This is a genomic window from Sodalis sp. dw_96, from assembly GCF_018449575.1.
In the GTDB taxonomy this organism is placed as follows: Bacteria; Pseudomonadota; Gammaproteobacteria; order Enterobacterales; family Enterobacteriaceae; genus Acerihabitans.
The window spans coordinates 161,477-173,269 of record NZ_JAAVUT010000005.1; the positions used below are offsets into that span (position 1 = coordinate 161,477).

10 protein-coding genes are annotated in these 11,793 nt (G+C 54.9%); all 10 read left to right on the forward strand.

Going from position 1 to position 11,793, the window contains the following annotated elements:
* The first annotated feature begins 5 nt into the window (after positions 1-5).
* The gene (gene pduM, locus HB631_RS10480; RefSeq protein WP_213991090.1) at positions 6-485 is read left to right on the forward strand and encodes a microcompartment protein PduM; all 480 of its coding nucleotides are present in this window, start codon (positions 6-8) and stop codon (positions 483-485) included.
* A 4-nt stretch (positions 486-489) separates the two neighbouring features.
* Positions 490-768, forward strand: a complete 279-nt coding sequence (locus tag HB631_RS10485) for a EutN/CcmL family microcompartment protein (RefSeq protein WP_213991091.1) — start codon at positions 490-492, stop codon at positions 766-768.
* A 29-nt stretch (positions 769-797) separates the two neighbouring features.
* Positions 798-1,013 carry a hypothetical protein gene (locus tag HB631_RS10490; RefSeq protein WP_213991092.1) on the forward strand — a complete coding sequence of 72 codons (216 nt, stop codon included), beginning with the start codon at positions 798-800 and terminating at the stop codon, positions 1,011-1,013.
* Between the two features lie 110 nt (positions 1,014-1,123).
* On the forward strand, positions 1,124-2,515 hold the full coding sequence (locus tag HB631_RS10495) for an aldehyde dehydrogenase family protein (RefSeq protein WP_213991093.1): 1,392 nt from the start codon (positions 1,124-1,126) through the stop codon (positions 2,513-2,515).
* An 18-nt stretch (positions 2,516-2,533) separates the two neighbouring features.
* Positions 2,534-3,646, forward strand: coding sequence for a 1-propanol dehydrogenase PduQ (locus HB631_RS10500; protein ID WP_213991094.1), 1,113 nt, complete (start codon positions 2,534-2,536; stop codon positions 3,644-3,646).
* A gap of 487 nt (positions 3,647-4,133) precedes the next feature.
* A complete protein-coding gene (locus HB631_RS10505; protein ID WP_213991095.1) occupies positions 4,134-5,054 on the forward strand; it encodes a PocR ligand-binding domain-containing protein in 921 nt (306 codons plus the stop codon).
* A gap of 115 nt (positions 5,055-5,169) precedes the next feature.
* Entirely contained in the window at positions 5,170-7,218 is a 2,049-nt protein-coding gene (locus tag HB631_RS10510) for an NAD(+) synthase (RefSeq protein WP_213991096.1), read from the forward strand.
* Positions 7,219-7,619: 401 nt separating this feature from the next.
* Positions 7,620-8,531, forward strand: coding sequence for a metallophosphoesterase (locus HB631_RS10515; protein ID WP_213991216.1), 912 nt, complete (start codon positions 7,620-7,622; stop codon positions 8,529-8,531).
* Positions 8,532-8,764: 233 nt separating this feature from the next.
* The gene (locus HB631_RS10520) at positions 8,765-10,081 is read left to right on the forward strand and encodes a citrate synthase (RefSeq protein WP_213991097.1); all 1,317 of its coding nucleotides are present in this window, start codon (positions 8,765-8,767) and stop codon (positions 10,079-10,081) included.
* 578 nt (positions 10,082-10,659) lie between these two features.
* Complete coding sequence (locus HB631_RS10525; RefSeq protein WP_213991098.1) at positions 10,660-11,793, forward strand: metallo-dependent hydrolase; 1,134 nt, start codon at positions 10,660-10,662, stop codon at positions 11,791-11,793.

Sequence of the window (11,793 nt, forward strand, 5' to 3'; positions counted from 1 at the left end):
GACCTATGCTTGACATCATTGTCGCCCGGGTTATCGCGCTGCTGCGGGAAAGGAAATATAAAATCTATGCGGTAAATATGTCCGAGCTGTCCGCCGGATTGGCAAAAACAATTTATTTGCATCATGGGCAATTGTATTTGTTATTACCGGATTTAGCCTTTATTCAAAGCCTGTCGGTATATGATTCCCGCAATCCGGCCGTGGCGACCCTATTGGAAGCATGGGCCTTTGGCGTGCGGTTACGCCTGATGGTGCATCGGCAGCTATTAGCCGCCCTGCCGCTTCGTGAATTACGCCGTTTGCCGATTTCCCTGGTGGATAATCAGGAGATCCCGGTGCATATGGCCGTCGGCGGCAGTATCAGTTATGCCGATGCGATTTTATTACATGACTGCTGGTTGTTAACAGAAAGAGAAACGCTGATAACTCCCTTGGCGCGGGATGTTATGGAAAACCGGAATATCAAACTGATACGGCGGGAATAACCAAATGCAATTAGCAAAAGTAATAGGGTCGGTAGTGTCGACGCAAAAATCCTCATCACTGTTCGGCAAAAAACTGATGGTGATCAGTTGGGTGAATCTGGACGGCTCCGGACCGGCCCGACGCGAGGAATTGGAAGAGATTGCCGTGGATTCGGTCGGGGCCGGCGTGGGTGAATTGGTCCTGGTCACACGTGGTTCCTCGGCCAGGAAAATATTTCCGGAGCCGAACCAGGCCATCGATTTAGCGATTGTCGGCATTATCGATACCATCGACAGGTTTTAGTTTCAGGGTATAGCCCCAAGGGAGAATGAATGATGCCGGACGACGATATAACCGCCCTTATTAAAGAGCACCGCGTCTTGCTGGAATATGCCATCAAAGAGGTTATTGCCCAATTGCAGGCGCAGGAAACCCAAGGTGAACGCAGGGCCGCCAATGGCGCGAATCCTGTTTATTTACCGGAAACATTAACCAGCGGAATCGCGATTAACAGCGCTTTCGTTAAACAAAATTTATACCCTAAATAATTCGAGTTGCAGGAAGGGGCCGAGTATTGCCAACGCGACTGCAACTTGAATTATGACGGGTATACCTATTGCAACAGAGGCTGTTAACAGCCTTAATCAGGGAGTAAAACATGAACAGCACTGAACTGGAGAACATGATCCGCGCCATTCTCGCCGATAACCTGAATGGTGCCGCGGGCTCCAAGGCTACGCCAAATGCCGTATTCGACCAGGTTGAAGATGCTATTATGGCTGGCTATGGCGCCTACCGGCAATATATGTCCGAAGCCCTGGCATTGCGCACCAAGATTATCGCGACCCTGAGGGAAGAACTGGCGCCGCTTATCAATGAGATGTCCGAACGCGCCGCCGACGAAACCGGCATGGGCAACACCACGGACAAGATTGCCAAAAACAGCGCGGCGCTGACCAATACCCCGGGTATTGAAGACTTGACCACCCGCGCCCTCACCGGCGACGGCGGCATGGTGTTGTTCGAACTTTCGCCCTTTGGCGTCATCGGTGCCATCGCCCCCAGCACCAACCCCACCGAAACCATCATCAATAATACCATCAGCATGCTCGCCGCCGGCAACGCCGTCTATTTCAGCCCTCATCCCGGGGCGAAGAAAGTCTCGCTGTGGCTGATAGAAAAAATCGAAGCCATTATCTATCGCGCCAGCGGCATCCACAATCTGGTGACCACAGTGGCCAATCCCACCTTTGACGCCACCCGGGAAATGATGGCGCATCCGCGCATTGCGCTGTTGGCCGTCACCGGCGGCCCGGCCATTGTGGACATGGCGATGAAAACCGGTAAAAAAGTCATTGGCGCCGGTCCCGGCAATCCGCCGGTGCTGGTGGATGAAACCGCCTGCCCGATCAAAGCGGCCAAGGACATCGTCGATGGCGCCTCCTTTGACCACAACGTGCTGTGTATCGCGGAAAAAAGCGTGATTGTCGTTGACGTCATTGCTGACCGTCTGGTGGAGAATATGCAAAAGAACGGCGCCCTGCTGGTGAGCGCCGCCGCCGACGTGGTGAAATTGCGTCAGGTGGTGATAACCGAAAAAGGCGAAGCCAATAAAAAACTGGTGGGCAAAAGCCCGGCGGTCATTCTGCAGGCGGCCGGCCTGAGCGCGCCATTTTCGCCGCGGCTGATTATCGTGGAAGTCGGTCAAGACGACCCGCTGGTGCTGGTGGAACAGCTGATGCCGGTACTGCCCATTGTGAGGGTCAAGGATTTCGAAGAGGGTCTGGCGCTGGCGCTGGTGGTGGAAAATGATCTGCACCACACCGCTATCATGCATTCGCAGAATGTCAGCCGGTTGAATCGCGCGGCCAAAACCATGCAGACATCGATATTCGTTAAAAACGGCCCTTCCTACGCCGGTTTGGGTATCGGCGCCGAGGGATTTACCACCTTCACCATTGCCACGCCCACCGGCGAGGGGACGACGTCCCCGCGGACCTTTGCCCGCAAACGCCGCTGTGTGCTCACCAATGGGTTTTCCATTCGTTAGGGGATCAAAGGGTGAATCATGGCTATTTTTACCGTAAAGACGCGGATTTACAGCGGTGCCGAAAGCCTGTCCCGGCTACGAACCCTCCATGGCAAGAAGGTTTGGATTGTTTGCGACGGCTTTTTGGCCGGCAGTGAAAACCTCAAGATGGTAACCGATAATATCGGTGCGGATAATGAAACCACGCTGTTTACCGACATTATCCCGGATCCGCCGATTGCGACAGTCGTGACCGGCATTACCGCGATGCGCAGCGTTAAGCCGCAGATAGTGATCGGTTTCGGCGGCGGTTCGGCGCTGGATTCCGCCAAAGCGATGATTTTTTTCGGCCGCAAACTGGGCATCGAGATAGAAACCTTTATTGCTATCCCCACCACCAGCGGCACCGGCTCTGAAGTCACCAGCGCCTGCGTAATTAGCGATCCGCTTACCAAGGTGAAATATCCACTGTTCGATGACAGTATCTATCCCGATATTGCCCTGCTGGAACCGCGGCTGGTGATGAGCGTACCGCCGGCGGTGACGGCAAATACCGGTCTGGACGTGCTGACCCATGGACTGGAGGCCTACGTCGCCGTCGGCGCCACCGACTTTACCGACGCCCTGGCGGAGAAGGCGGTGCAAATGGTGTTGCTCAATTTGGAGAAGGCATATCAAAACGGCCGGCAACCGGAAGCGCGGGATAAAATGCACAACGCCTCCGCCCTGGCGGGCATCGCCTTCAGCCAGGCCGGCCTGGGGTTGAACCATGCCATTGCCCATCAGTTGGGCGGACAATTGCATATTCCCCATGGTTTGGCCAATGCTCTGCTGCTGTGCCACGTGATCCGTTTCAATAGCCGGGACAAAACCGCCCGGGCCAAATATGCCCGGTTGAGCAAGCTTTGCGGGCTGGCCAACTTTCAGTCAACAGATGATTATTGCGTGGCCAACCTGATAAACCATCTGCGCAATCTTATGCTGCAGCTCAATGTCGCCGCCACCCTAAGCGCGCTGAATATTGAACGGCGCCAGGTGCTTGAGGCCACGGACGCCATGGCGGCGGCGGCATTGCTGGACGCGACGCTGGCAAGCAATCCGTTGCCGGCAAGCGTGGCCGATATCAGGGGGATTATTCACGGTATCATGTGAATCGGTGAGGTAAAGCGGTTAAAAAAAGCGCTGTTGATCGGACAACCGATCAACGGCTGTTTATAGCAAACGTAAAAGATGACTATGGTACGCATCAGTCTATACCCTAAATAATTCAAGCCGTTCGCCTGAGAAAACATCTTCATATATTCTTATGCGGGGTCCTTGGCGCGGCCGGAGGTTTTTCACAAGAATCTTATTCAGGATCAATTTTATGCTGAAGGAATAAATAAAAAAACGGGGATTAAATAAGGCATATCAATTTACCGGAACATTTCATAAAACCAACATACTTGCTAATAATTAATATTGATTTTCATTGAGTGGAGGTGGACAAAATGTGATTTTACTCTGATTAACAGAGCGATGCGGGATAGTATAATCTTGCAGGAATGACGCCCATTGTGGATATAAATAGGTTATCTTATAGGTTAGGATGACTCATAAGATATTTTAATTAATTACCATTAGCAACTACGGTTAAAATATGCGACCATCCAAAGATATTATCGATAAGATCTCGTATGATTTTGCCTATGCCACCGGTTTGGGTTCTGTTGTGGTCGATCTTAACGGCAAAGAAATCTCGCCTTGGTATAATTTCACGTCCTTTTGTCAACATGTCAGAAAAAATCCTGCTTTTTATCCCTATTGCCAGCAATGCGACCGCAGCGGCGGTCTTGAAAGTTCAAAAATCAAACAGGTCAATTGCTATCGTTGCCATGCCGGCTTAGTGGATTTTTCCATTCCGATTGTTATCAACGACAGTCTGGTGGGATTTTTGGCCTGTGGCCAGGCGCGGGTAACGGACGACTCGCCTATCCCGAATATCCTGCGCGACAATAACGATATGCGTAAGGAGTCGCATTTGCTCGACCTTTATCATGAAGTCCCGGTAATGAATCTGATGAAAATCAGGGCCGCGGCGCAATTACTGAATGTTATCGTTGAAAATTATCTTTGCAAGCAATACGACGTGCGTATTATTAAGAGTATCAATCCGGACGATGACACCGAGACCTATATCGGCACCTCGGATATTCATCGGGCAAAAATCGAGAAAATCGTCAATTATATAAATCAGAATTTCTCCGACAATCTCAACCTTGAACAAATGGCGAATATGGCCAATTTGAGCCAGTTTTATTTTTCCCGTTTGTTTAAACGTTTGCTTGGCGTGGGGTTCAATTCTTATTTAAATAATAAAAGAATGGATGAGGCGCGTTATCTGCTGGAAAAAACGGAGTGGAGCATTGATAAAATCGCCAGAAATGTCGGTTTTTGCGATAGCCCCTACTTTGCCCGTTCATTTAAGAAAAGCTTCGGCCTGTCGCCAAAGGTGTTTCGGCAAACCAGCGCCGGCCAGATTATGATACAGACCCGTTACACTCCCGCTCCTTCCCTCTGAAAAGATAAAGGGGTGCTCTCATGATATGGGTAAACCGCTACAGAACAGGCAGTCCCATCTGCTATAGTTTCGGGAGTCGGTCATTATTATTTAGCCCAACTTGAGAAGACGTATTATGTCAATGAGCTTTCGCTCCCTTTATCAGCATGGTTTCGCCCGGGTAGCGGCCTGTACCCTGCCCTGCGCCCTGGCGGAACCCGCGAAAAATGTCCGCGCCATCGTCGAGACGGCCGTCCGTCTCGATGCCGAGGGCGTCGCGCTGGGCATCTTCCCCGAATTATGCCTGTCCGGTTATTCCATAGAGGATCTGCTGTTGCAGGACACCCTGCTTGACGCCGTGGAATGCGGCATCAGCGAGCTGCTTGACGCCACCGCCGCGCTCCAGACGGTACTGGTGGTGGGCGCGCCGCTGCGTTATGCCGGCCGCATCTATAATACCGCCCTGGTGTTGCACCGGGGCCGGTTGCTGGGAGTGGTGCCGAAATCCTACCTGCCCACCTACCGCGAGTTTTACGAACGCCGCCAGTGTGCCGCCGGCGACCAAACCAAAGGCACTATCCGCCTGGCGCGCCAAGAGGCGCCTTTTGGCCCGGACCTGCTGTTCGAGGCGGAGGATTTGCCGGGTTTTGTGCTGCATGTGGAAATTTGCGAAGACTTCTGGGTGCCGATCCCCCCCAGCGCTGAAGCCGCCCTGGCCGGCGCCACGGTCTTGGCCAACCTTTCCGGCAGCCCCATCACCATCGGCCGGGCGGATACGCGCCGGCAGCTGTGCCGTTCGCAGTCCATGCGCTGTCTGGCCGCGTATCTGTATGCCGCGGCGGGTCTGGGAGAATCCACCACCGAAGTGGCCTGGGACGGCCAATGCGTCATCTACGAAAACGGCGAACTGATGGCGGAAACCGAGCGTTTCGCCCTGCAAAGCCAATGGGCCATGGCGGATATCGATCTCGATCTGCTGCGCCAGGAACGCCTGCGCATGGGCACCTTTGACGATAACCGGCGGACCCATGAGGCGCGGGTGGGGGCGTTCAGACGCATTGCCTTTACCCTGGCGCCGCGCGACGAGGATCACGGCCTGGTACGTTCCGTGGAGCGTTTTCCCTTTGTCCCCGCCGATAGGGAACGGCTCGCCCAGGATTGCTACGAAGCTTATAACATCCAGGTGGTGGCATTGGCGCAGCGGGCGCTTGCAACCGGTATCAAGCGCCTGGTCATCGGCGTGTCCGGCGGGCTGGATTCCACCCAGGCGCTGATTGTCATCGCCAAGGCGGCGGACCGCATGAAGCTGCCGCGGGAGAATATCATTGCCTGCACCCTGCCGGGATTCGGCACCAGCGATGAAACCTGGCAAAACGCGCTGAGCCTGATTCAGTCGCTGGGCGCCACCCATCGTGAAATTGATATCCGCCCCGCCGCCCTGCGCATGCTGGAGGATATCGGCCATCCCTATGCCCGGGGGGAAAAAGTCTATGACGTTACCTTCGAAAACGTCCAGGCCGGTCTGCGCACCGATTACCTGTTCCGCCTGGCCAACCATGAGAACGGCATGGTGGTGGGCACCGGCGATTTATCCGAAATGGCCCTCGGCTGGTGCACCTATGGCGTGGGCGATCAGATGTCCCATTACCATGTGAATGCCGGCGTGCCGAAAACCCTGATCCAGCATCTGATCCGCTGGGTTATCTCCTCCGGCCAGTTTGAAGAGCCGGTGGCAAACACACTGGAAGCCATTCTGGCGACGGAGATTTCCCCGGAGCTGGTGCCCGCCGACGATGCCGGCGCGATACAGAGCACCGAGTCCATCATCGGGCCCTACAACTTGCAGGACTTCAACCTGTTTTATACCCTGCGCTACGGCTTCAGGCCGTCCAAAATAGCCTTCCTGGCGCTCCACGCTTGGGAAGACGCAGCGGCGGGCGCCTGGCCGCCGGGGTATCCGCAAGAAAAACGCCCCGGTTATCCGCTGCCGGAAATACGCCGCTGGCTGCGCGTTTTCCTCTATCGTTTCTTTACCACCAGCCAATTCAAACGCTCCGCCTCGCCAAACGGCCCTAAAGTCACCGCGGGCGGCAGCTTATCGCCGCGCGGCGACTGGCGCGCCCCCTCGGACGGCAACGCCCGCATCTGGATCGAGGAGCTGGAAACAAACGTGCCGGAAAGCTGAGCGCCGCGGCCAGACGCTGATGATTGATACCCACCGGAGAATACGGCGGGGGAGTTTGTTGACAAAGTGTCCGGTCGGGGCAGGCTGCCAGATCGTAAACACGCCGTGAATCCATCCCTGGAGGCTCGATCCGCGCCATCCCTGGCGCGGACGGTTTACTCTTCTGGCAACCTGCCTCTCCTGATTAACTCCGAGTACTTTGTCGGCAGTCTGACCCGACGGAGAATACCGGCGGGTTGAGCTTGTTGACACTATAGCCGGTCGGCCTTTGCCATAAAACCGTCATAATGTTGCTATAAAACCGTCACACCCCCACTCTATCTTTTGATGTCCTGACAGGAAGAAACGACCTTTCTGGCGCGACGACTGGCCTACAGCGTCAGCCATGGGCGGAGAACATGATGAACACACTACTGACCGACGGGCACTGGCAGGCGCTGGGGGAGGTCGGCGAGTTTTACCGGTTGCCCGGATTTGCCGAAACCACCCCCCCCGGCAGGGTGCGCTTTGGACTGATGGCCGATCCGCAATATGCCGACGCGGATCCCGATATGCGCCATCTGCGTTATTATCGCCACAGTTTACGCAAGCTGGCCGCCGCCATCACCGACCTTAACCAATCGCCGCTGGACTTCGTCGCCACCCTGGGAGATCTGGTGGACCGCCAATGGTCCAGTTATGGGGATATACTGCCGCTTTACCGCCGGTTGCGACATCCCCATGTGACGGTCATGGGCAATCACGATGCGGATACCCTTTCCCGCTATTTAGCCGGCCGGCAACCGCCGCTGGGGCTGCCGAAGCACTATTTCCACTTTTTGGTTAACGGCTATCGCTTTATCGTGATTGACGGCAACGATATCAGTTTGTACTGCAACCAGGCCAACGGCGACGATCGTCAAGCGGCGCAGCGAATGCTGGCGCAGCTCACCGCCGACGGCAAACTCCAGGCGCAGAGCTGGAACGGCGCGCTGGGCCAGGCGCAGTTGCAATGGCTGGAAAAAACCCTGCAAGAGGCCCAAACCCGTCGGGAAACGGTGATTGTTTTCGGGCATTATCCTGTTGCCCCGGTCAACACCCATAATCTCTGGAACGACGAGATCGTGACGGCGCTATTGTGCCGATATCAGGTGCGGGCCTATTTCGGCGGACATCAGCACAGTGGCGGTTACCAGCGCATCGACGGCACCGATTTCATCACCCTCAAGGGCATGGTTGACGGCGCGGAGCAGACGCCTTATGCCATCGTCGAACTTCAGGGATCGGCGCTCACCCTCCATGGCTTCGGCCCGGAGGTAAGCCGGCGGCTCTGACCCGGCCGGACCCGCACTTCCCCTGTCGGGATAGCATACCCCGGCCAGGCCGGACCCATACGCCATCGCGCCATGACCGCCAGCCCCATGCGGTCTGTTTGAATATTGTCCCCCACGGGCTTTCCTCTGGTTAAATCCTCTCCAGACGAGTAATGTAAAATCATTATGGGATGGCGATTTCAGAACTCACCCACAGGTTCTGTTTTGTCTAAAATTTGGGCTGGAGAAAAAACATGACCGAAAAAAAAGCAACCCTCATCCTCAACGACCAAAAGGCCGTCGTACTGGACTTTAACGCCGGCACCGGGGGACCGGCGGCGCTGGATATCCGACCTTTCGGCGCCGAGGAATTTTTTACCTACGATCCCGGTTTTATCAATACCGCCGGCTGCGAATCCGCCATTACCTTTATCGACGCCCGTAACAGCGTGCTGTTGCACCGGGGTTTTCCGGTGGAGCAGTTGGCGGCCCAATGCTCCTTTCTTGAAGTCTGTTATATTCTGTTGCATGGCGAGGCGCCGTCCTCCGCGGAGTACGCCGTTTTTAACGAGACCATCACCCGCCACAGCATGATCCATCAGCAGATGAGCCGCATGCTCAGCGGATTCCGCCGCGACTCCCATCCCATGGCGCTGATGTGCGCGGTGGTAGGGGCGCTGGCGGCGTTTTATCACGATCAGCTGGATGTGGATAACCCCGAACACAGGGAACTGGCGGCGGTGAGGCTGCTGTCCAAAATGCCCACCGTGGCGGCGATGTGTTATAAATATTCCATCGAACAGCCCGCGGTCTATCCTAATAACGCGCTTTCCTATGCCGGCAATTTCCTGCATATGCTGCTTGCCATCCCGGCGGAAAAGTCAGAGGTTAATCCGGTGCTGGAACGCGCCATGAACCGCATCCTGATACTGCATGCGGATCACGGACAGTGTCCATCCACCACCGCCGTCAGAACCGCCGGGTCTTCCGGGGCGAACCCTTTTGCCTGCATCGCCGCCGGCCTCGCGTCGTTGTGGGGTCCTTTGCATGGCGGGGCCAATGAATCCTGCATGCGCATGCTGGAAGAGATCAGCACGGTGGATCGCATCCCGGCATTTATCGATCGCGCCAAAAATCGCCATGACTCCTTCCGCTTAATGGGCTTCGGCAATTCCGTTTATCATCATTTCGACCCGCGCGCCGCCATTCTGCGTAAAACCTGCCATGAGGTTCTGGCCGAACTGGGCATGGAAGACAATCTGCTGCAAGTGGCCATCGAACTTGAGCATATCGCCATGACCGATGCCTATTTCCTGGAGAACAAGCTTTATCCCAGCGCGGATTTCTACACCGCGCTTATCCTGAAAGCCATGGGATTACCGCCCTCCATGTTTACGGTTATTTCCGCCGTGGGCCGCACCACCGGCTGGATTGCCCACTGGAGCGAAATGCACAGCCAGCGGCCGCAGATTTACCGGCCGCATCAGGTTTATACCGGCAAAGCCCGGCGGGATTTTAAGTCGGAACTCCAAGGTGAGCCCGCTATCACCGAGCGTGCAACGAACCTGTAAAAGGGAAACCGCGCCAATGTGGTCGAATCGGGCGTGGTTTTCCCGCCCGACCGAGCGCCACATGGCACGGTAGGCTCGCGATCACCGGTGCTTGAATCAAGCCTGTTAAAGGGAGACCGCGCCAATGTGGTCGAATCGGGCGTGGTTTTTCCGCCCGACCGAGCGCCACATGGCACGGTAGGCCCGCGATCGACGGTGCTTGAATCAAGCCTGTTAAAGGGAGACCGCGTTTGCTGAGGCCGGGCCGAAGCGGTCGTGGTTTTCCACCCGCCGTAGTGCTATGCCACAACCGTCATGATCCCCGACGGGTTTTAAAATATATTATTAAAAATCTTAAAAATACTTTTCATTATTCCCGCAATAAAAAATCCCAAAAAAATAGCGCTGTGATCCACTTCAAATTAACCCTTGAAATTGTGATCAAACAGACATTGCCTTGTAAAATACCGCCCAAAACCGATTTTTAATCAATAGCAATTTATGCATTCGCCTAATGAATAGGCCATGCCGCAATGAAATACTGCCTTTACCCCTCATACTTTTGTTGCAGGCTAGAGTTTCCCGCTCTAGAAAATACAATGCTGAATCCAGATATACTCATTACCGGCGCACATATCATTGATCCGGCGCAAGGGATAGACGGAATACAACCGCTACGTTTTATCGGTGACCGTATTGTCGCCCCTGATACACCCCCCTCTTCCGCCACTGAATTTATCAATGCCGAGGGTTATTACCTGTTCCCCGGCTTAATCGATTTCCACGCCCATGTGTTTTACCGGGGCACTGAATATAGCGTTCCCGCCGATTTAGCCACCTTGCCCTACGGCGTTACCACGGTGGTGGATGCCGGTTCGGCCGGCTGCGCAAATTATGAATCGTTTCACCGGCAGGTTATTTCCCAAAGCCTGGTCAGAATTAAAAGCTTTCTGGCCGCCTCATCACCCGGACAAACCTGGGACGAGGAAAACCAGGATCCGGCTAAATATGATATCCCTAAAATCAAAGCTTTATTCCGACGTTATCCGGATACGCTGCTGGGCTTGAAAATCAAACAGGAAGCCGGCGTGGTGGGTGAACTCGGGGTCAAGCCGATGCACGCCGCGGTGGCGCTGGCGGAGGAACTGGGCTGCTCCGTGGCGGTACATACCACCGATCCGGTGGTCTCCACCCAGGAGCTGGTGGGGCTTTTCCGATCCGGGGATATTTATGCCCACGCCTTTCATGGTAAGGGCAGCACCATCATCGGCGGCGACGGCCATGTCCTGACGGCGGTAAAAGAAGCCCGCCAACGGGGGGTTATTTTTGACTGTGCCCACGGCCGCAGCCATTTTTCCATAAAAACGGCTCGAAGCGCCATTAATGACGGTTTTTACCCGGATATTATCAGCAGCGATTCATCCCGCTTTAGTTTTAATACCTCACCGACGTTTAATTTACCCTGGGTGATGTCGAAATTACTGGCCCTGGGCATGCCGCTCTACGACATTATCGCCGCCTGCACGGCAACGCCTGCCAGGGTTATGAAAATGCCTTGGGAAATCGGTACTCTTGCTCCCGGCGCATGTGCCGATATCGCATTATTTAAATTAGCCCAACGGAACGCAACTTTTACCGATATTCACGGCGAAATACAGGCAGGGGAGAATTTACTCATACCACAAATGACCTTTCTCGCCGGCGAAAAAGTATTCCGCCAAAACGGATTTTAA

What these genes read in the sequence shown, in the direction of transcription:
- HB631_RS10500 (WP_213991094.1), top strand. Translation starts at nt 2,534, where the DNA reads ATGGCTATTTTTACCGTAAAGACGCGGATTTACAGCGGTGCCGAAAGC.
- HB631_RS10495 (WP_213991093.1), top strand. Translation starts at nt 1,124, where the DNA reads ATGAACAGCACTGAACTGGAGAACATGATCCGCGCCATTCTCGCCGAT.
- HB631_RS10520 (WP_213991097.1), top strand. Translation starts at nt 8,765, where the DNA reads ATGACCGAAAAAAAAGCAACCCTCATCCTCAACGACCAAAAGGCCGTC.
- pduM (WP_213991090.1), top strand. Translation starts at nt 6, where the DNA reads ATGCTTGACATCATTGTCGCCCGGGTTATCGCGCTGCTGCGGGAAAGG.
- HB631_RS10490 (WP_213991092.1), top strand. Translation starts at nt 798, where the DNA reads ATGATGCCGGACGACGATATAACCGCCCTTATTAAAGAGCACCGCGTC.
- HB631_RS10485 (WP_213991091.1), top strand. Translation starts at nt 490, where the DNA reads ATGCAATTAGCAAAAGTAATAGGGTCGGTAGTGTCGACGCAAAAATCC.
- HB631_RS10515 (WP_213991216.1), top strand. Translation starts at nt 7,620, where the DNA reads ATGAACACACTACTGACCGACGGGCACTGGCAGGCGCTGGGGGAGGTC.
- HB631_RS10505 (WP_213991095.1), top strand. Translation starts at nt 4,134, where the DNA reads ATGCGACCATCCAAAGATATTATCGATAAGATCTCGTATGATTTTGCC.
- HB631_RS10510 (WP_213991096.1), top strand. Translation starts at nt 5,170, where the DNA reads ATGTCAATGAGCTTTCGCTCCCTTTATCAGCATGGTTTCGCCCGGGTA.
- HB631_RS10525 (WP_213991098.1), top strand. Translation starts at nt 10,660, where the DNA reads ATGCTGAATCCAGATATACTCATTACCGGCGCACATATCATTGATCCG.